Origin of the sequence: Pseudomonas sp. SJZ077 (assembly GCF_007993905.1) — a bacterium.
Lineage (GTDB): Bacteria > Pseudomonadota > Gammaproteobacteria > Pseudomonadales > Pseudomonadaceae > Aquipseudomonas > Aquipseudomonas mandelii.
In genome coordinates this window covers 186,224-205,268 of sequence record NZ_VIUJ01000011.1, presented here as the reverse complement: position 1 = coordinate 205,268, position 19,045 = coordinate 186,224, and the positions used below count along the sequence as shown (strand labels likewise).

General features: G+C 60.9%; 18 protein-coding genes. 13 read left to right on the top strand and 5 right to left on the bottom strand.

Annotation, left to right across the window (positions count from 1 at the left end):
* The first annotated feature begins 38 nt into the window (after positions 1 to 38).
* The 13 genes from FBY01_RS18265 to FBY01_RS18205 all read left to right on the top strand — a co-directional run bounded on the left by FBY01_RS18265 (position 39) and on the right by FBY01_RS18205 (position 12,607).
* Positions 39 to 1,310: a glutamate-5-semialdehyde dehydrogenase gene (locus tag FBY01_RS18265; protein ID WP_102594339.1), complete on the top strand. Its 1,272-nt coding sequence runs from the start codon at positions 39 to 41 to the stop codon at positions 1,308 to 1,310.
* A gap of 1 nt (position 1,311) precedes the next feature.
* Positions 1,312 to 2,001, top strand: coding sequence for a nicotinate-nucleotide adenylyltransferase (nadD, locus tag FBY01_RS18260; RefSeq protein ID WP_178113266.1), 690 nt, complete (start codon positions 1,312 to 1,314; stop codon positions 1,999 to 2,001).
* Positions 2,002 to 2,074: 73 nt separating this feature from the next.
* Entirely contained in the window at positions 2,075 to 2,569 is a 495-nt protein-coding gene (gene rsfS, locus FBY01_RS18255; RefSeq protein WP_010467363.1) for a ribosome silencing factor, read from the top strand.
* A gap of 9 nt (positions 2,570 to 2,578) precedes the next feature.
* Positions 2,579 to 3,046 (top strand): 23S rRNA (pseudouridine(1915)-N(3))-methyltransferase RlmH, encoded by a 468-nt coding sequence (gene rlmH, locus FBY01_RS18250; protein ID WP_007937439.1) that lies wholly within the window; start codon positions 2,579 to 2,581, stop codon positions 3,044 to 3,046.
* Between the two features lie 10 nt (positions 3,047 to 3,056).
* The gene (gene mrdA / locus FBY01_RS18245) at positions 3,057 to 4,952 is read left to right on the top strand and encodes a penicillin-binding protein 2 (RefSeq protein WP_010467364.1); all 1,896 of its coding nucleotides are present in this window, start codon (positions 3,057 to 3,059) and stop codon (positions 4,950 to 4,952) included.
* Between the two features lie 31 nt (positions 4,953 to 4,983).
* Positions 4,984 to 6,087, top strand: coding sequence for a rod shape-determining protein RodA (rodA, locus tag FBY01_RS18240; protein ID WP_049870746.1), 1,104 nt, complete (start codon positions 4,984 to 4,986; stop codon positions 6,085 to 6,087).
* Between the two features lie 17 nt (positions 6,088 to 6,104).
* The gene (gene mltB, locus FBY01_RS18235; protein WP_010467366.1) at positions 6,105 to 7,115 is read left to right on the top strand and encodes a lytic murein transglycosylase B; all 1,011 of its coding nucleotides are present in this window, start codon (positions 6,105 to 6,107) and stop codon (positions 7,113 to 7,115) included.
* On the top strand, positions 7,115 to 8,125 hold the full coding sequence (locus FBY01_RS18230; protein ID WP_102594337.1) for a septal ring lytic transglycosylase RlpA family protein: 1,011 nt from the start codon (positions 7,115 to 7,117) through the stop codon (positions 8,123 to 8,125). Before mltB ends, FBY01_RS18230 begins: the two co-directional genes overlap by 1 nt.
* Positions 8,126 to 8,306: 181 nt before the next feature.
* A complete protein-coding gene (locus FBY01_RS18225) occupies positions 8,307 to 9,464 on the top strand; it encodes a D-alanyl-D-alanine carboxypeptidase family protein (RefSeq protein ID WP_010467368.1) in 1,158 nt (385 codons plus the stop codon).
* An 80-nt stretch (positions 9,465 to 9,544) separates the two neighbouring features.
* On the top strand, positions 9,545 to 9,820 hold the full coding sequence (locus FBY01_RS18220) for a DUF493 domain-containing protein (RefSeq protein ID WP_010467369.1): 276 nt from the start codon (positions 9,545 to 9,547) through the stop codon (positions 9,818 to 9,820).
* Complete coding sequence (gene lipB, locus FBY01_RS18215) at positions 9,820 to 10,467, top strand: lipoyl(octanoyl) transferase LipB (protein WP_145308852.1); 648 nt, start codon at positions 9,820 to 9,822, stop codon at positions 10,465 to 10,467. The genes FBY01_RS18220 and lipB overlap by 1 nt, the downstream gene beginning before the upstream one ends.
* A gap of 1 nt (position 10,468) precedes the next feature.
* Positions 10,469 to 11,494 carry a lipoyl synthase gene (lipA, locus tag FBY01_RS18210; protein WP_010467371.1) on the top strand — a complete coding sequence of 342 codons (1,026 nt, stop codon included), beginning with the start codon at positions 10,469 to 10,471 and terminating at the stop codon, positions 11,492 to 11,494.
* Between the two features lie 162 nt (positions 11,495 to 11,656).
* A complete protein-coding gene (locus tag FBY01_RS18205) occupies positions 11,657 to 12,607 on the top strand; it encodes an LD-carboxypeptidase (RefSeq protein WP_077749945.1) in 951 nt (316 codons plus the stop codon).
* Between the two features lie 93 nt (positions 12,608 to 12,700).
* Here FBY01_RS18205 and FBY01_RS18200 read toward each other — a convergent pair whose 3' ends face one another.
* The 5 genes from FBY01_RS18200 to leuS all read right to left on the bottom strand — a co-directional run bounded on the left by FBY01_RS18200 (position 12,701) and on the right by leuS (position 18,839).
* Positions 12,701 to 14,023, bottom strand: coding sequence for a lytic murein transglycosylase (locus FBY01_RS18200; protein ID WP_010467373.1), 1,323 nt, complete (start codon positions 14,021 to 14,023; stop codon positions 12,701 to 12,703).
* A gap of 62 nt (positions 14,024 to 14,085) precedes the next feature.
* A complete protein-coding gene (gene arfA / locus FBY01_RS18195) occupies positions 14,086 to 14,250 on the bottom strand; it encodes an alternative ribosome rescue factor ArfA (protein ID WP_003176285.1) in 165 nt (54 codons plus the stop codon).
* A 210-nt stretch (positions 14,251 to 14,460) separates the two neighbouring features.
* The gene (holA, locus tag FBY01_RS18190; RefSeq protein ID WP_010467374.1) at positions 14,461 to 15,498 is read right to left on the bottom strand and encodes a DNA polymerase III subunit delta; all 1,038 of its coding nucleotides are present in this window, start codon (positions 15,496 to 15,498) and stop codon (positions 14,461 to 14,463) included.
* Between the two features lie 39 nt (positions 15,499 to 15,537).
* Positions 15,538 to 16,143: an LPS assembly lipoprotein LptE gene (lptE, locus tag FBY01_RS18185; RefSeq protein WP_102594334.1), complete on the bottom strand. Its 606-nt coding sequence runs from the start codon at positions 16,141 to 16,143 to the stop codon at positions 15,538 to 15,540.
* Between the two features lie 89 nt (positions 16,144 to 16,232).
* Positions 16,233 to 18,839 (bottom strand): leucine--tRNA ligase, encoded by a 2,607-nt coding sequence (leuS, locus tag FBY01_RS18180; protein ID WP_145308850.1) that lies wholly within the window; start codon positions 18,837 to 18,839, stop codon positions 16,233 to 16,235.
* Positions 18,840 to 19,045 lie beyond the last annotated feature (206 nt).

Here is a 19,045-nt window from a genome sequence, read left to right as displayed (position 1 = left end):
ACTCTTTACCAAGACCTTAGCAAAGACCCCCACAGACCATGACTGAGTCCGTTCTTGACTATATGACCCGCCTGGGTCGCGCCGCCCGCGAGGCTTCTCGCGTCATTGGCCGTGCCAGCACTGCGCAGAAGAACCGCGCGTTGCAGGCGGCTGCCAATGCGCTGGACGCTGCACGCGCCGAGCTGACGGCTGCCAATGAACTGGATTTGGCCGCAGGCCGCGCCAATGGTCTTGAGCCGGCATTGCTTGAGCGTCTGGCGCTGACCCCGGAGCGCATCGACGGCATGATCGTCGGTTTGCGTCAGGTGGCGGCACTTCCGGACCCGGTTGGCGCGATTCGCGACATGAGTTTCCGGCCGTCGGGCATCCAGGTCGGCAAGATGCGCGTGCCGTTGGGCGTGATCGGGATCATCTACGAATCCCGGCCGAACGTAACCATCGACGCTGCGAGCCTTTGCCTGAAGTCGGGCAATGCGACGATCCTGCGTGGCGGTTCCGAGGCAATCAATTCCAATCGCGCCATTGCCGCCTGCATCCAGCGCGGCCTGGCCGAAGCCGAGCTGCCGGCTGCCGTGGTGCAAGTGGTCGAAACCACCGATCGTGCGGCCGTTGGCGCGTTGATCACCATGCCGGAATACGTCGACGTCATCGTGCCCCGTGGTGGCCGTGGCCTGATCGAACGCGTCAGCCGCGATGCCCGCGTGCCGGTGATCAAACACCTGGACGGTATCTGCCACGTCTACGTCAGCGCCCACGCCGATCTGCCGAAAGCCCAGCGCATCGCCTTCAATGCCAAGACTTACCGTTACGGCATCTGCGGTGCGATGGAAACGCTGCTGGTGGATCAAGCCGTTGCCAAGGATTTCCTGCCGTCGATGGCTGCACAGTTCCGCGAAAAAGGCGTCGAACTGCGCGGTTGCGAACGTACCCGGGCGATCATCGATGCCGTGGCGGCCAGCGAAGAAGACTGGAGCACCGAATACCTGGCGCCGATTCTTTCGATCCGCGTCGTTGACGGGCTGGACCAGGCGATCGAACACATCAATCAGTACGGTTCGCATCACACCGACTCGATCGTCAGCGAAAACCTCGCTGACACCCGGCGTTTTGTGGCGGAGGTCGATTCGTCATCGGTGATGATCAACACGCCGACCTGCTTCGCCGATGGCTTTGAATACGGATTGGGTGCCGAGATTGGCATTTCTACTGATAAGCTGCACGCCCGCGGCCCGGTGGGTCTCGAAGGTCTGACCTGCGAGAAGTACATCGTGGTCGGTGATGGCCAGTTGCGCGGCCAGGCGTCGGTCTGACTTGGGCGACCTCAAACCGTCAGCACCGCAAGCTGCCAGCGAGCCTGCGCCAAGACGCATTGGCGTGCTGGGCGGGACGTTCGACCCGGTGCACATCGGCCATTTGCGCGGTGCGCTGGAAGTCGCCGAGTCGCTGTCGCTCGATGAGTTACGCCTGACACCCAGTGCCAGGCCGCCGCATCGCGGTACGCCGCAGGTGTCGGCAAAGGACCGTCTGGCGATGGTCGAGTGCGCGGTGGCCGGTGTGGCGCCGTTGGTGGTGGACGCCCGCGAATTGCAGCGGGACAAACCGTCCTACACCATCGACACCCTGGAACTGATGCGCGCCGAACTGGCCGTCTCTGACCAGGTTTTTCTACTTTTGGGCTGGGACGCATTTTGCGGCCTGCCCACTTGGCACCGCTGGGAAGAGTTGCTCCAGCATTGCCACATCCTGGTGCTGCAACGCCCGGATGCCGACAGCGAACCGCCGGATGCCTTGCGCAATCTGTTGGCGGCACGCTCGGTGAGCGACCCGCTGGCCCTCAAAGGGCCGAGCGGACAGATTGCATTCGTCTGGCAGACGCCGCTCGCGGTATCCGCCACCCAGATCCGTCAACTGCTGGCCAGCGGTAAGTCGGTACGTTTCCTGGTGCCCGACGCGGTCCTGGCCTACATCGATGCGCACGGTCTCTACCGTGCGTCGAACTGAAAAGAGGGCACGCTTCCAGGCACGTAATGACGTGTATTGAAGCGCCCGAACATACGAGCAAAACGAGTTTTATATGACGAACAAAGACGTAACTAAAGTAAAGCGCAAAGGCACGTTCAAAAGCGCCCCGCTGCCTGAGCCGGTTCTCACCACTGAACCTCTGAAAGGTGACGAGCTGGTCAAGGTGGCCGTAGCCGCCCTGGAAGACGTGAAGGGCCAGGACATCCAGGTCATCGACGTTCGTGAAAAGCAGAGCATCACTGACTACATGATCATCGCGACCGGTACCTCCAACCGCCAGATCGGCGCGATGCTGGACAAGGTTCGCGAAGCCGTCAAAGCCCTGGGCGTCAAGCCACTGGGTGAAGAAGGCAAGGGCGACAGCGACTGGGTGCTGCTGGATATGGATGATGTCATCGTGCACATGATGACCGCCTCGGCTCGTCAGTTTTACGACCTCGAGCGTCTGTGGTCCGGTGCAGAGCAGAGCCGTGCTCTGAACGCGGCTCACCACAGTCCGGAAAACACCCATGAGCACTTCGTCAAGCTCAACAAAGACCAGCAATAAGGGACCGCTGTGCGACTGCGACTGATCGCCGTCGGCTCCCGCATGCCCAAGTGGGTGGAAGAAGGCTGGCATGAATATGCCAAGCGTCTTCCGTCCGAGCTGGCGCTGGAACTGGTGGAAATACCGCTCAACACCCGTGGCAAGAACGCCGACGTGGCGCGCTTCATCCGTCAGGAAGGCGAAGCCATGCTGGCCAAGGTCGGGCCGAATGAGCGTGTTGTGACCCTGGAAGTCCACGGCAAGCCTTGGAGCACCGAGCAGTTGGCGGTCGAGCTCGATCGCTGGCGGCTGGACTCGCGCACGGTGAACTTCATGGTCGGCGGCCCCGAAGGGCTGGCGCCGGAAGTCTGTGCGCGGGCCGATCAGCGCTGGTCGTTGTCGCCGTTGACGTTGCCGCACCCGCTGGTGCGGATTCTGATCGGTGAACAGCTGTATCGTGCCTGGACAGTTCTGTCCGGCCACCCTTACCACAAGTAGTTCTGCCCTCATGCCCCAGCCGATCCGCATCAAGGACCACGAAAAAGACGCCCGTCTGGTGCGTGGCCGCGTCGTGTTCGGGGCTATTGCGGTGGTATTGCTGATCTGCGTGCTGATCGCGCGGCTGTATTTCCTCCAGGTGATTCAATACGAGTACCACTCGACCCTGTCGGAAAACAACCGCGTCCACGTACAGCCGATTCCGCCGACCCGCGGGTTGATCTTCGACCGCAATGGCGTGGTGGTGGCCGATAACCGGCCCAGCTTCAGCCTGAGCATGACCCGCGAACGGTCCGGTGACTGGCAGCAAGTGCTCGACGTGATCGTCGAAGTGCTGGAGCTGACGCCCGAGGACCGGGTGATCTTCGAGAAGCGCATGCGTCAGGGGCGTCGTCCGTTCGAGCCGGTGCCGATCCTGTTCGAGCTGTCAGAGGAGCAGATCGCCCGTATCGCGGTGAATCAGTTCCGTCTGCCGGGCGTGGAAGTGGTCGCGCAGTTGGTGCGTCACTACCCGCAGGGCCCGCACTTTGCGCACTCGGTGGGTTACATGGGGCGGATCAACGAGAAAGAGCTGAAGTCTCTCGATCCGGTCAATTACAGCGGCACGCACCACATCGGCAAAACCGGCATCGAGCGTTTCTACGAGCCGGAGCTGCACGGTCAAGTGGGCTACGAAGAAGTCGAAACCAACGCTCGCGGCCGCGTACTGCGCGTACTCAAGCGTACCGATCCGATTCCCGGCAAGGACATCGTCCTGAGCCTGGACATCAAATTGCAAGAAGCCGCCGAAGCCGCACTTGGCGGTCGTCGTGGCGCCGTGGTGGCGCTCGATCCGAAAACCGGCGAGGTGCTGGCGATGGTCAGTGCGCCGAGTTTCGATCCGAACCTGTTCGTCACCGGCATCAGCTTCAAGGCCTATGCCGAACTGCGCGATTCCATCGACCGGCCGCTGTTCAACCGCGTGCTGCGCGGTTTGTACCCGCCGGGTTCGACCATCAAGCCGGCGGTGGCGATTGCCGGCCTGGATGCCGGTGTCGTGACTGCATCAAGTCGGGTGTACGACCCCGGCTACTACCAGCTGCCCAACTATGACCACAAATACCGTAACTGGAACCGTACCGGTGACGGCTACGTGGACCTCGACACGGCGATCATGCGGTCCAACGACACCTATTTCTACGATCTGGCTCACAAACTGGGGATCGATCGGCTGTCGGCTTATATGAGCAAGTTCGGTATCGGCCAGAAGGTTTCGCTGGACATGTTCGAGGAGTCGCCGGGGCTGATGCCAACACGTGAGTGGAAGCGTGCAACCCGGCGTCAGGCCTGGTTCCCGGGCGAAACGCTGATTCTCGGGATTGGTCAGGGCTACATGCAATCAACGCCATTGCAATTGGCCCAAGCCACAGCGCTGGTCGCGAGCAAGGGTGTCTGGAACCGTCCGCACCTGGCCAAGACCGTCGAAGGCGAGCGGCCGAAGGATGACAACCCGATGCCGGACATCATCCTGCGCGACCCGTCCGACTGGACCAAGGTCAACCATGGCATGCAGCAGGTGATGCACGGCGCCCGGGGTACGGCGCGCAAAGCGGCGATCGGTGCGCAATACCGCATCGCGGGCAAAAGTGGTACGGCCCAGGTGGTCGCGATCAAGCAGGGTGAGAAGTATGACCGCTCCAAGGTTCAGGAGCGCCATCGTGACCACGCCTTGTTCGTCGGCTTCGCACCGGCTGACAACCCGCAAATCGTGGTGTCGGTGATGGTCGAGAACGGCGAGTCCGGTTCCGGCGTCGCAGCGCCTGTGGTGCGTCAGATCATGGACGCCTGGCTTCTGGACCAGGACGGTCGGTTGAAGGCCGAATACGCCAGCCCTATCAGTGCGGAGGCTACGGCCCGTGAAGAGTAATTTCGATCGCATCCTCTCCAGTGAGGATGTGATGCGTCGCCGTGCGACGCTGTTGCAACGCATGCACATCGACGGCCCGTTGCTGATCCTGTTGCTTACCCTCGCCGCCGGCAGTCTGTTCGTGCTGTATTCGGCCAGTGGCAAGAGCTGGGACCTGCTGGCCAAGCAAGCCACTTCGTTCGGCATCGGCCTGGTGTCGATGATCGTCATCGCCCAGTTCGAGCCGCGATTCATGGCGCGTTGGGTGCCGGTCGGTTACGTGATCGGCGTGCTGTTGCTGGTGGTGGTGGACGTCATGGGCCACAACGCCATGGGCGCCACGCGCTGGATCAACATCCCGGGGGTGATCCGTTTCCAGCCTTCGGAGTTCATGAAGATTCTGATGCCGGCGACCATCGCCTGGTACTTGTCCAAGCGCACGTTGCCGCCGCAGCTCAAGCATGTGGGGGTCAGTCTGTTCCTGATCGGCTTGCCCTTCATCCTGATCGTGCGTCAGCCGGACCTCGGCACTTCGCTGCTGATTCTCGCCGGTGGCGCCTTCGTCTTGTTCATGGGCGGGTTGCGCTGGCGCTGGATTCTCAGCGTGATTGCTGCCGCCGTGCCGGTGTCTGTGGCCATGTGGTACTTCGTGATGCACGACTACCAGAAGCAGCGCGTCCTGACGTTCCTTGATCCCGAGAGCGATCCGCTCGGCACCGGCTGGAACATCATTCAATCGAAAGCCGCCATCGGTTCCGGCGGCGTGTTCGGCAAAGGCTGGCTGCTCGGCACTCAGTCGCACTTGGACTTCCTGCCGGAAAGCCACACCGACTTCATTATTGCAGTGATGGGCGAAGAATTCGGCCTGGTGGGCATCTGCGCACTGCTGTTGATTTACCTGTTGTTGATCGGTCGTGGGCTGGTGATAACCGCCCAGGCCCAGACATTGTTCGGCAAATTGCTCGCGGGCAGCCTGACCATGACGTTTTTTGTTTACGTTTTCGTCAACATCGGTATGGTCAGTGGCCTGTTGCCGGTCGTGGGGGTGCCGTTGCCGTTCATTAGCTACGGAGGAACTTCGCTGGTGACGCTGCTGTCAGCGTTTGGGGTTTTGATGTCGATCCATACCCATCGTAAGTGGATCGCACAGGTTTGAATAAGGTGAAGATGTCAATGCAAGTAATGCGCGGCTGGGCGACTCGATACGCGCCATGGGTCGGCCTGGTAAGCATCCTTGGCACAACGCAGGACGCGTTGGCCGGCGATTACGAAGGTTCACCCCAGGTGGCCGAATTCGTCGGTGAAATGACCCGCGACTACGGTTTTGCCGGTGAACAGCTGATGGGCGTGTTCCGCGAAGCCGAGCGCAAGCAGTCGATTCTGGACGCGATCTCGAAACCCGCCGAGCGGGTCAAGCAGTGGAACGAATATCGCCCGATGTTCATCACCGACGCGCGCATCGCCCGTGGTGTGGACTTCTGGCGTCAGCACGAAGCGGTACTGGCCCGTGCCGAGCAGGAGTATGGCGTGCCGGCTCAGGTTATCGTCTCGATCATCGGGGTTGAGACCTTTTTCGGCCGCAATACCGGCAATTTCCGGGTAATCGACGCTTTGTCGACCCTGGGTTTCGACTATCCTCCCCGTGCCGAATTCTTCCGCAAGGAGTTGCGTGAGTTCCTGTTGCTGGCCCGTGAGGAGCAGGTCGATCCGCTGACTCTCAAAGGCTCTTACGCAGGCGCCATGGGTTTGCCGCAGTTCATGCCGAGCAGCTTTCGCGCCTATGCGGTGGACTTCGACGGTGACGGCCACATTAATATCTGGACCAACCCGGACGATGCCATCGGCAGCGTCGCCAGTTATTTCAAGCGTCACGGCTGGGTCGCCGGCGAGCCGGTGGTCAGTCGCGCGGATGTGCGTGGCGAGCAAGTGGATGAAGGTTTGACGACGGGCATCGAGCCGACTAAAACGGTCGGGGAGTTGCGAGCCTTGGGCTGGTCGAGTCATGATGCGCTGCGCGATGATATGCCGGTCACGGCTTTCCGCCTGGAAGGTGACAATGGCCCGGAGTACTGGATGGGCCTGAAGAATTTTTACGCAATCACGCGATATAACCGCAGCGTGATGTACGCCATGGCGGTACATCAACTGTCTGAACAGCTGGTCCAAGCACGGGGCGTCAAGTAATGCGGGCATTGCCTATGAATAAACCCCTGAAGCTGATGGCATTCGCCGCGTTGGCGGTGCTGGTCGCCAGTTGTTCGACCAGCCGCGCGCCGACGCAAAAGCCTTCAACGGCTGTGCGCGCAACGCCTGGCCTGGACATCAACCGTGCGCACAAAGACGGCGCGCCATGGTGGGACGTCGACGTATCGCGCATCCCGGATGCCACGCCGACCCTGCACTCCGGTCCTTACAAAGCCAATCCTTACACCGTGCTGGGCAAGACTTACTTTCCGCTGCAAGAATCCAAGACCTACGTCGCCTCGGGCACGGCGTCCTGGTACGGCACCAAATTCCACGGTCAGAACACCGCCAATGGCGAGGTGTACGACCTGTACGGCATGAGTGCCGCCCACAAGACATTGCCACTGCCAAGTTACGTCCGGGTGACCAACCTGGACAACCACAAGACCGTGATCCTGCGGGTCAACGACCGCGGGCCGTTCTACTCGGACCGCATCATCGACTTGTCCTACGCCGCCGCGAAAAAACTCGGTTACGCCGAAACCGGCACCGCACGGGTGAAAGTCGAGGGTATCGATCCGCAACAGTGGTGGGCACAAAAGGGCCGTCCGGCGCCTTTGATGCTCAACGAACCGCAAGTAGCGCAAAATGCCGCGCCGACGATTACCGCTTCGGCGGGCACCGTCGAGCAATGGACGCCACCGCCGCAGCAACACGCGGCGGCCGTGGTGCCCGTGCAGATTGATGCAAAAAAAAACGCTTCTGTACCAGCCTCTGGCCAGTATCTGCAGGTGGGCGCGTTCGCCAACCCGGACGCTGCAGAGCTCCTGAGATCGAAGCTCAGCGGGATGGTGAGCGCTCCGGTGTTCATCAGCTCGATCGTGCGTAATCAACAGACGCTACATCGGGTGCGCCTGGGGCCGATCGGTTCGCCGGGTGAAATCCAGCAAGTGCAGAACAGTGTGCGCCTGGCCAATCTCGGTTCGCCGAGCGTGGTCACCGCCGAATAATACGTAGTACTTGATTGACGGTTCGCTTGCGGTTTGGGGGGTGGACCTGGTTGTTGGCTCGTTGAAGAACAAAAGCCCGGCAAGGGTTCTGAGTGAGCAACTGAACACGCGATGGCCCGTTAGAAGGCCATCTGATTAGTTTTGCCTTCGGGCAGTTTCCATTAGCGATTTCGAGAGACGGATGAACATCACCACCTTTGCCAAACGCCTGTGTCTGCTAGTCCCGCTGCTCCTCTCGCCTGCCGCGTTCGCGGTCGAGATGATGCCGTCGCCACCACAACTGGCCGCTAAATCCTACGTACTCATGGACGCCAGCAGCGGCAACGTGCTGGTCGAGAACAACGGTGACCAGCGTCTGCCACCGGCCAGCCTGACCAAGCTGATGACCGCGTACATCGCGACCCTGGAAATCCGTCGTGGCCAGATCGGTGAAAACGATCCGGTGACCGTCAGCGAAAACGCCTGGCGTACCGGCGGTTCGCGGATGTTCATCAAGGTGGGTTCGCAAGTCACTGTCAGCGACCTGCTGCACGGCATCATCATCCAGTCGGGTAACGACGCCAGTGTTGCGCTCGCCGAGCACATCGCCGGCAGCGAAGACGCGTTCGCCGACATGATGAACAAAACCGTGGCCGATCTGGGCATGACCAACAGCCACTTCATGAACCCGACCGGTCTGCCGAACCCTGAGCACTACTCGTCGGCACACGACATGGCGGTGCTGGCTCGCGCGATCATCCACGAAGACCCGGCTCACTATGCGATCTACTCGCAGAAAGAGTTCTTCTGGAACGGCATCAAGCAGCCTAACCGCAACCTGCTGCTGTGGCGTGACAAGACTGTCGACGGTCTGAAAACCGGTCACACCGACGAAGCCGGCTACTGCATGGTGTCTTCGGCTGTACGTGATGGCATGCGCCTGATCGCCGTGGTGTTCGGCACCAACAGCGAAGTGGCCCGTGCTTCTGAAACCCAGAAGCTGCTGACCTACGGTTTCCGCTTCTTCGAAACCCAGACCTTCTATCAGAAAGGCGCCGAGCTGGCTCAGGCCCCTGTCTGGAAAGGCAGCACCAATCAAGTCAAGGCCGGCCTGGCTGAAGACCTGACCATGACCCTGCCAAAAGGCCAGCTGAAAAAGCTCGCCGCCAGCATGACCATGAACCCGCAACTGGTTGCGCCTATCGCCAAGGGCGACGTAATCGGTAAAGTCGAAGTGAAACTGGACGACAAAGTGGTGCATAGCGCCGACCTGATCGCCCTGGACGCTGTCGAGGAGGGTGGTATCTTCCGCCGCATGTGGGATAGCATCCGTCTATTCTTCTACGGCTTGTTCAACTGAATTAGTGTGGACTTGCATGGCCCCGTTCCAATCCGGAGCGGGGCCATGTCCGTTGCCACGGCTTACGAGGCCGTTACGCCATGACAGATACCGAAGTAAAGGCGCCAAAGATCGAATTTCCTTCCAATGATTACCCGATCAAAGTGATCGGCGACACCATTGTGGACATCAAGCAAAAGATCATCGATATCGTTAAGAAGCACGCAACGATCAACGATGAAAGGGTGGACGAACGCCAGAGCAGCAACGGCAAGTACACCACCATCCAGTTGCACATCATCGCCACCGGTCAAGACCAGCTGTACGACATCAACAGCGAACTGCGGGCTACCGGTTTCGTGCACATGGTGCTGTGATGTCTGGCACGCTGGGCTTTCGCGAGCTCGGCCAGATGGCTTACGAGCCGGTCTGGCATGCCATGCAACGCTTCACCAACGAACGCGGCAGCAATGCCGCGGACGAGATCTGGCTGGTCGAACACCCGCCGGTGTTCACCCAGGGCCAGGCCGGCAAGGCCGAGCACTTGCTGCTGCCGGGGGATATCCCGGTGGTGCAGGTCGATCGCGGTGGTCAGGTGACTTACCACGGTCCCGGCCAGTTGGTGGCCTACCTGTTGCTCGACGTGCGCAAACTGGGTTTCGGCGTGCGTGACCTGGTCACCCGCATGGAACACTGCCTGATCGAGCTGCTGGCCAGCTATGGCGTGACCGCAGCGGCCAAGCCTGATGCGCCGGGTGTCTATGTCAATGGGGCGAAAATCGCCTCCCTGGGTCTGCGGATCCACCACGGTTGTTCCTTTCATGGCCTGGCCCTGAACGTGGACATGAACCTGGAACCGTTTCGACGGATTAATCCCTGCGGCTACGCCGGGCTGGCGATGACCCAGCTGAGCGATCACGCAGGATCGATTGAATTTGCCGAGGTAAGTGCCCGGCTGCGCGCGCAGCTCGTCAAACACCTCGACTATGCTGAGCAGACGACCCTAACGGGCGGAATCGACTGATATGACTACTGATGCAGTGCAAACCATGATCCCGACGCTGGATGTTACCGAGCGTCCGGCCCCGCGTGCCAAGGTTGAAGCCGGCGTCAAGCTGCGCGGCGCCGAGAAGGTTGCACGTATCCCGGTAAAGATCATTCCGACCACCGAACTGCCGAAAAAACCTGACTGGATCCGCGTGCGCATCCCGGTTTCGCCGGAAGTCGACCGCATCAAGGCCCTGCTGCGCAAACACAAGCTGCACAGCGTGTGCGAAGAGGCGTCCTGCCCGAACCTCGGCGAGTGCTTCTCCGGCGGCACCGCGACCTTCATGATCATGGGCGACATCTGCACCCGTCGCTGCCCGTTCTGCGACGTTGGCCACGGTCGTCCGAAGCCTCTGGACGTCAATGAGCCGGAAAGCCTGGCCATCGCCATCGCCGACCTGAAACTCAAGTACGTGGTGATCACCTCGGTCGACCGCGACGACCTGCGTGACGGCGGTGCCCAGCACTTTGCCGACTGCATCCGCGAGATCCGCAAACTGTCGCCGAACGTGCAGCTCGAAACTCTGGTCCCGGACTACCGCGGCCGCATGGACGTTGCGCTGGAAATCACTGCCGCCGAGCCACCGGATGTGTTCAACCACAACCTGGAAACCGTGCCGCGCCTGTACAAGGCTGCGCGTCCGGGTTCGGATTACCAGTGGTCGCTGACCCTGCTGCAACGCTTCAAGCAGATGATGCCGCACATTCCGACCAAGTCCGGCCTGATGCTGGGTCTGGGCGAAACCGACGAAGAAGTCATCGAAGTCATGAAGCGCATGCGCGAACACGACATCGACATGCTGACCCTCGGCCAGTACCTGCAACCGTCGCGCAGTCACTTGCCGGTGGAGCGTTTTGTGCATCCGGATACCTTCGCCTGGTTCGCCGAGGAAGGCTACAAAATGGGCTTCAAAAACGTCGCTTCCGGCCCGTTGGTGCGTTCCTCGTACCACGCCGACGAGCAGGCGAAGCTGGTCAAAGCTGAACTGATGTCGTCTCTGTAATAAAGCGCCCGCAAGGCTTTTCAGCCTTGCGGGCGTTTTTGTTGGCCGTGCCTACGGCCGCAACCGTCTTTTCCTGCAACCTGCGGGGCGATTGATCCTCTTCTGTTTGTCCCCGTTCCTGACTACTGTGTGCTGAAGCTTTTCACGCAGGGAGATTCATGGATGACTGTTCGACCGACCCACACGTTGTTTCCTCACTCAGCCGTTCCGGCCTTGCCCTCGGAAGGGCTGATCGGCGTGATTGCGCCCGCCGGGCCTGCCGGGCTGGACACCGATAAAGCCGTTGCCTGGATGCGCGCTCGCGGTTATGCGCTGCGGATATTTCCCGGGGTGTACGAACAGGATGGCTACCTGGCCGGCAGCGACGACGTGCGGCTCAATGACTTGCACGCCGCGTTCGCCGACACGGAAGTCGACGCGATCATTTGCCTGCGGGGCGGTTACGGTACGCCGCGTTTGCTCGATCGTATCGATTTCGAATTGCTGCAAAACAACGCCAAGCCGTTTATCGGCTACAGCGACATCACTGCGCTGCACGTGGCGATCAGCCGTTACGCCGGTTTTGTGACCTTTCATGGTCCTCTGCTTAATGCCGATTTGCTGGGCGAGAAGCAAAAACCGACCGAGTCTTCGTTTTTCAACATGCTCAGAGGGCAGGTGAAGGCGGGCAGTGTGCTTTCGCACCCGGTGGCCTGGCCGCTGACCACGATCGAGCCCGGCATCGCTCACGGCCGGTTGCTGGGGGGCAATCTGTCGATGATTGCCGCAACCATGGGCACGCCATTTGAGATGGAGGCTGAAGGCGTCATTCTTTTCATTGAGGACATCAACGAACCGCTGTATCGCATCGACCGCTTGCTGACTCATCTGCGCCTGGCCGGCACGCTGGGCAAGTTGCGTGGGGTGCTGGTGGGCGACGTGGCGGGGGTTGATACGGTTGCGCTGGAGCGGTTGCTCAAGCAGACGTTCGAGCCGTTGCGGATACCGGTGTTGGCAGGGTGGCGCAGCGGGCACTGCGATCCGAACCTGACGTTGCCGATGGGCGCGCTGGTTCGGCTGGATGCGGGGAAGAAGGAATTGGTGTTGGAACAGGATGTGGTCGTCAAGCGGTAGTGCGATAGCGCCTGTCAGTAAGTCTTCGCGGGCAAACCTCTCTCCTGCAGGATAGTGTGATCCCGTAGGAGCGAGGCTTGCCCGCGAAGCTTTTTAGCGGTTACGCAGGCCTTCAAGCAACTTGTGCGTCGGATACCCATCCGCCGGCCAACCAAACGACTGCTGGGCACTGCGGATCGCCTTGCGAGTGTTCGCGCCGATGATCCCGTCAGCCGTGCCCGCATCGTAATTCTGCGCACTCAGCAGGCTTTGCAGTTCGATTCGCTCAGTGCGGCTCAACGGCAAGTCATCTTTTGGCCACGTGCCATTGATCAGGCCGCCGCCACTGAAACGCTCGGACAACAGGCTCACCGCCAATGCATAAGACGACGAGTTGTTGTACTTGAGGATTGCGCGGAAGTTGTCGAGCACCAGGAACGCCGGGCCACGATAACCGGCCGGCAGCAGCAGGGCGGCGGACAGGTGTTCGGAACCTGCCGGAACCTGGGCGCCATTAGGCAGCGAGACCCCCAACTGTTGCCATTCGGCGACGCTCTTGCGAATCGTACCGTCGGCCAGGACGTAGTTGAAACTGCCTGGTAGCTGCACTTCAAAGCCCCACGGTTGGCCTTTCTGCCAGCCGGAGCTTTGCAGATAGTGCGCCGTCGAGGCCAGCGCATCGGCCGGGCTGCCCCAGATGTCGCGGCGGCCGTCACCGTCGAAATCCACGGCGTGGGTGTTGTAGGTGGTCGGGATGAACTGGGTCTGACCCATGGCGCCGGCCCAGGAACCGAGCATTTTCTCCGGTTCGATATCGCCTTGTTGCAGGATTTGCAGGGCGGCGATCAGTTGCGCATGAGCAAAGCCCGGACGCCGGCCTTCGTAGGCCAGGGTCGCCAGGGAGTTGATCACTGACTTGTTGCCCTGGAACTGCCCGAAATTACTCTCCATGCCCCACACCGACACCAAGGCCTGGCGATCGACGCCGTAGCGCTGCTCGATGCTTTGCAGAATGTCAGCGTATTGGCCGACCAGCGCCTGACCTTTGCGTACCCGCAGCGGCGACAGGGCGCCGTCGAGGTATTCCCACACCGGGCGGGAGAACTCGGGTTGGCTGCGATCGGCACGGATCACGCTGGTGTCGAGGCTGACATTGGCGAAGGCGCGGTCGAAGAGATCGGCGCGGATGCCGGCGGTTAGCGCGTCTTTGCGGAAACCCGCCTGCCATTCGGCGAAGGTCTGGGTGGGCTGGAGGTCGAGGTTTTCACCGGTCGGCACCACGGGCGGAATGACCGCAGGGGCTGTCGATACGGGAAGGGTCTGAAGCGGCTGGGCGTCGGCGGCGGTCGGTTTTTCCGCGCAGGCGACAAGCAAAATGAGGCTGGAGGCAGCGATCAGTTGGCGCAGGGGCCAACGACGGGAAATACAAAGGGGCATGCACAGGTCCAGGGAATACGAATCAGGTGCAGACCTTAACATGTTGAGCGATGGCTTGCCTTTCAGGCCGCCAGAAAGTAAGAAGCCTCCCAGCTATTAGACTGGAAGGCTTCGCGGCGGTAGCTGCCTTTGCCCTTGCCGGCTCGTTCCTGACGGCTGCGGAACAGTGGCTGGGCGATGATGGATTTGGCCTTGTTGGGGCCATGCTTGGATGGCTTTTTGCTCATGATCAGATCTCTCGATTGAGTGGGTTTTGCGGGGGAAATAATCTGCTGAAGTTGGGGTTCTGTCTAGTCCCCACATTGCGTAGGACCTTTCGGATGCGTTCGCGGGCAAGCCTCGCTCCTACAGGTTGGAGTCGTACACATAATGATGGGCCGACTGAGGCCTGTAGGAGCGGGGCTTGCCCGCGAATGGCCGTTATGCGTTCGGAAAGCTCACTCGGCGGGTAGCGACAATCTCTGGCCTGCCATCAACAACGACAACCGACTCAAACTCATCCACGGTGACCCGGCAGCCTGACCCTTGATCTGCGCATCAATCCGCTGCGCTTCCAGCAACAACTGCGCCCAGCGTTGCGCCGGATAGCGTTGCAGGGCTTTGCTCATCAGCGGTTTGCGCTTGTCCCAGACCGGCGGTCGAGCCTGGCTGAAGGCTTTGTCCAGCGGCACACCCTGGCTGTATTGCAGCGAAAGGTTGGCCAGCAGACGCAGCTCCCGGGCCAGCGCCCAGAGAATCACCGGTGGCTCGACGCCTTCACCCCGCAACCCTTCAAGGATGCGCAGGGCATGGGCGGCTTCGCCGTTGAGAATCGCGTCGGTCAGGCCAAACACATCGAAGCGCGCACTGTCGGCCACTGCTGCTTGCACGGTTTCGACGGTGATCTGGCCACCTTCGGCCATCAGCTTGAGCTTTTCGATTTCCTGGGCGGCGGCCAGCAGGTTGCCCTCGACCCGCGCGGCAATCAGTTCCACGGCGTCCTGGCTGGCGGAAAGCCCGGCCTGGGACAACCGTTGACGAATCCAGCTGGGCAACTGGTTGGCATCCACCGGCCAGATCTGCACGAACTGCGTCTGCTGCCCTTCGACCAGCGCCTTGCCCCACTTGGTCTTCTGTGCACTGCCATCCAGCTTGGGCAGGCTGATCAGCAGCACCGTGTCTTCGGCCGGGCGCGAGCAGTACTCGATGAAGGCAGCGGCGCCTTTGTCACCGGGTTTGCCGGATGGCAACCGCAGCTCCAGCAGGCGCTTTTCAGCGAACAGCGACATGCTTGCACCGGCTTGCAGCAACGTCCCCCAGTCGAAACTGGCGTCGGCGGCGAAGACCTGGCGTTCGTCGAAACCCTGTTGGCGAGCGGCGGCACGAATGGCGTCGGCGGCTTCCTGGCACAGCAACGGGTCATCGCCGCTGATGACGTAGACCGGCGCGAGGGCACCTTGCAGGTGTTTGGCGAGTTGGGCGGGGGCGAGTTTCATAAGAAAGGGCGAACGGGGCGCCTGGGCGCCCCGTAAGTCTTATTGCTGCGGGATTTCGATAGGCGACTGACGCGGGGTTTCCGCTTCAGCTTTCTGCGCCGCTTCCAGTGCCTGGGCTTCGGCTTTTGCCTTGGCGTCGGCGGTCTGTTGCAACTGATCCAACTGAGTCGGCGTGAGTTGTGACAGGCGCAGCATCATGCGTTGAACCAACTCGCGACGGGTTTCTGTGCGAGCCGTATTGGCTTCCTGGTCGGAACCCACCAGGTTGTTGCCGTCGTGGATGAACATCTTCTGCACTTCGAGCTTGTCGCTCAGCAGCGGCAGGCCTTGCGCACCCCGGATGTCGTAGCTCAGCACGGTGCTCACCTGATACTCGCCAGTACGGCCGGCACCGGCGTAGCTGAGGATGCGCTGGCTTTCCTGCTCATCCGTCAACACAAGCTTGTACGGCGCTCCGGCGTAAACCTTGACGCCGCTGCTTTGCAGTACCTGACGCAATTGCGTCACGGTTTCGCCGTAGGCGTTGCGGGCGCTCAGATCGAGCTCCCTGATCGCCATTTCATTGGTGCCGGTGCCGCGCAGCTGGAACCCGCAGGCGCTCAACAGGACCGCGAGGCCCATCACCAGCAAATTGCGTTTGATCATCTTGTTGCTCCCCTTGAAACCATGTGGGCCGATCGTGCGGCCCGAAAGGTTTTACTCGGCGCCAGGCTCACCTGGCGCCTGATCCAATTTTAGCTGGCGACGATATTGACCAGTTTCCCGGGCACTACAATCACTTTACGAATAGTCAGGCCGTCGACGAAGCGCAGCACGTTCTCGTTGACCCGGGCAGCGGCTTCGACTTCTTCGCGAGTCGCGGTCGCCGGCATTTCGATCTGGCCGCGCAGCTTGCCGTTGACTTGGATGACCAGCGTCAGGCTGTCCTGCACCAGCGCGGTTTCGTCCACCACCGGCCAACCGGCGTCGATCACCGGGCCAGCGTGACCCAGTTGATGCCACAGCTCGTGGCTGATGTGCGGGGTGATCGGAGCCAGCAGCAACGTCACGGCTTCCAGACCTTCGTGAACCAGTGCGCGATCCTGTTCGGTGCCTTGTGCGGCTTTCTCCAGCACGTTCATCAGCGTCATCACTTGGGCGATGGCGGTGTTGAATTTGTGGTTCTGGCCGACGTCGTGGCTGGCCTGCTTGATGGCCAGGTGGATCGAACGACGAATGGCTTTCTGCTCGTCGTTCAGGCTGGCGACGTCCAGTTTGCCCGGCAAACCCTGAGTGACATGGGCTTGAGCCAGGCGCCAGACGCGCTTGAGGAAACGGTGCGAACCCTCGACGCCAGAGTCGGACCATTCCGCGCTCATGTCAGGTGGCGAGGCGAACATCATGAACAGACGGCAGGTGTCGGCGCCGAACTGGTCGATCATCGACTGTGGGTCGACGCCGTTGTTCTTCGACTTGGCCATCTTCTCGGTGCCGCCGATTTCCACCGGCAGACCGTCTGCAATCAGCTTGGCGCTGATGACCTTGGCCTTGCTGTCGCGTTCGAGTTCGACGTCCGCCGGGTTGAACCAGGTGTAAGCACCGTTGGCTTCACGACGGTAGTAAGTCTCGGCGATCACCATGCCCTGGGTCAGCAGGTTCTTGAACGGCTCGTTGGAGCTCACCAGGCCTTCGTCGCGCATCAACTTGTGGAAGAAACGCGCGTACAGCAGGTGAAGAATGGCATGTTCGATACCGCCGATGTACTGATCCACCGGCAACCAGTGGTCAGCCGCCGATTTTTCAACCAGACCGTCTTCATAGTGTGGCGAGGCGTAACGGGCGTAGTACCACGAGGACTCGACGAAGGTGTCCATGGTGTCGGTTTCACGCTTGGCCGGTGCGCCACATTTCGGGCAAGCGCACTCGTAGAACTCAGGCATGCGCGCCAATGGCGAGCCCGCGCCGTCCGGCACCACGTCTTCCGGCAGTACCACAGGCAGTTGATCTTCCGGGACCGGCACATCACCGCAGGTGGTGCAGTGGATGATCGGAATCGGGCAGCCCCAGTAACGCTGACGGCTGATGCCCCAGTCGCGCAGGCGGAACTGGGTGCGCGAGGCGCCGAGGTTTTTCTTGATCAGCGCAACTTCAATGGCGTCGAACGCGCCAGCGAAGTCGAGGCCGTCGAACTCGCCGGAGTTGATCAGCGTGCCGTGCTCGCCGTAGGCGTCCTGCCATGGAGCCGGGTTGGTATCACCTGCGCTTGTGCGCACCACGGACTTGATCGGCAGGTTGTACTTGGTGGCGAACTCGAAATCACGTTCGTCGTGAGCCGGAACCGCCATCACCGCGCCATCGCCGTAGTGCATCAGCACATAGTTGGCGACCCACACCGGGAGTTTTTCACCGGTCAGCGGGTGCTCGACGAACAGCGAGGTCGGCAGGCCTTTTTTCTCTTGGGTGGCGACGTCGGCTTCGGCAACGCTGCCGCCCTTGCATTCAGCGATGAACGCTTGCAGCTCAGGGTTGTTCTGCGCGGCCAGGGTGGCCAGCGGGTGTTCGGCGGCCACGGCGACGTAAGTCGCGCCCATCAGGGTGTCTGGACGGGTGGTGAAGACTTTAAGCGCGCCGGTTTCGCCGATGGAATCGACGTGGTACGGGAACTGCACTTCCATGCCGCGGGATTTGCCGATCCAGTTGCGCTGCATGGTCTTGACCTGTTCAGGCCAGCCCGTCAGTTCGTCGAGGCTCTCCAGCAGCTCATCCGCGTAGGCGGTGATCTTGAAGTAGTACATCGGGATTTCGCGCTTCTCGATCAGCGCGCCGGAACGCCAGCCGCGACCGTCGATCACCTGTTCGTTGGCCAGGACGGTCTGGTCGACCGGGTCCCAGTTCACGGTGCCGCTTTTCTTGTAGATCACGCCTTTTTCGAACAGGCGAGTGAACAGCCATTGTTCCCAGCGGTAGTAATCAGGCTTGCAGGTGGTCACTTCGCGGGACCAGTCCACCGCGAGACCCAGGCTGCGCAGCTGGGTTTTCATGTAGGCGATGTTTTCGTAGGTCCACTTGGCGGGCGCTACGTTGTTCTTCATCGCGGCGTTTTCCGCCGGCATGCCGAAGGCGTCCCAACCCATGGGTTGCAGGACGTTCTTGCCTTGCATGCGCTGGTAGCGGGAGATCACGTCGCCGATGGTGTAGTTGCGCACGTGCCCCATGTGTAGCTTGCCGCTGGGGTAAGGGAACATCGACAGGCAGTAGAACGTCTCCTTGCCTGGCTGTTCACTGACTTCAAAGGACTTTTGCTCGTCCCAGAACGATTGGGCGGCGGCTTCGATTTCACGGGGCTGATATTGTTCGTGCATGGCTACTTTTGAACTGAATAGGGGTGGCCTAATCCTCTTCAATGCAACGCTGGACGGTGACGACGCCAAATCGACGTTTCAGTGCCCGAACGAGCTGGAAGTGGAGTTACAGGAAGCGCCGTAGCATACATGACCGCACTCTACCGAGGGAAACCCTGATTACTGCCGCGCGTCTTGCGAAAACTGCCGCGAGGGCCGTTGGTCGC

What these genes read in the sequence shown, in the direction of transcription:
- rsfS (WP_010467363.1), top strand. Translation starts at nt 2,075, where the DNA reads ATGACGAACAAAGACGTAACTAAAGTAAAGCGCAAAGGCACGTTCAAA.
- holA (WP_010467374.1), bottom strand. Translation starts at nt 15,498, where the DNA reads ATGAAACTCGCCCCCGCCCAACTCGCCAAACACCTGCAAGGTGCCCTC.
- lipA (WP_010467371.1), top strand. Translation starts at nt 10,469, where the DNA reads ATGACTACTGATGCAGTGCAAACCATGATCCCGACGCTGGATGTTACC.
- FBY01_RS18230 (WP_102594337.1), top strand. Translation starts at nt 7,115, where the DNA reads ATGCGGGCATTGCCTATGAATAAACCCCTGAAGCTGATGGCATTCGCC.
- FBY01_RS18220 (WP_010467369.1), top strand. Translation starts at nt 9,545, where the DNA reads ATGACAGATACCGAAGTAAAGGCGCCAAAGATCGAATTTCCTTCCAAT.
- FBY01_RS18265 (WP_102594339.1), top strand. Translation starts at nt 39, where the DNA reads ATGACTGAGTCCGTTCTTGACTATATGACCCGCCTGGGTCGCGCCGCC.
- FBY01_RS18200 (WP_010467373.1), bottom strand. Translation starts at nt 14,023, where the DNA reads ATGCCCCTTTGTATTTCCCGTCGTTGGCCCCTGCGCCAACTGATCGCT.
- mrdA (WP_010467364.1), top strand. Translation starts at nt 3,057, where the DNA reads ATGCCCCAGCCGATCCGCATCAAGGACCACGAAAAAGACGCCCGTCTG.
- FBY01_RS18205 (WP_077749945.1), top strand. Translation starts at nt 11,657, where the DNA reads ATGACTGTTCGACCGACCCACACGTTGTTTCCTCACTCAGCCGTTCCG.
- rodA (WP_049870746.1), top strand. Translation starts at nt 4,984, where the DNA reads ATGCGTCGCCGTGCGACGCTGTTGCAACGCATGCACATCGACGGCCCG.
- leuS (WP_145308850.1), bottom strand. Translation starts at nt 18,839, where the DNA reads ATGCACGAACAATATCAGCCCCGTGAAATCGAAGCCGCCGCCCAATCG.
- lptE (WP_102594334.1), bottom strand. Translation starts at nt 16,143, where the DNA reads ATGATCAAACGCAATTTGCTGGTGATGGGCCTCGCGGTCCTGTTGAGC.
- FBY01_RS18225 (WP_010467368.1), top strand. Translation starts at nt 8,307, where the DNA reads ATGAACATCACCACCTTTGCCAAACGCCTGTGTCTGCTAGTCCCGCTG.
- arfA (WP_003176285.1), bottom strand. Translation starts at nt 14,250, where the DNA reads ATGAGCAAAAAGCCATCCAAGCATGGCCCCAACAAGGCCAAATCCATC.
- mltB (WP_010467366.1), top strand. Translation starts at nt 6,105, where the DNA reads ATGCAAGTAATGCGCGGCTGGGCGACTCGATACGCGCCATGGGTCGGC.
- lipB (WP_145308852.1), top strand. Translation starts at nt 9,820, where the DNA reads ATGTCTGGCACGCTGGGCTTTCGCGAGCTCGGCCAGATGGCTTACGAG.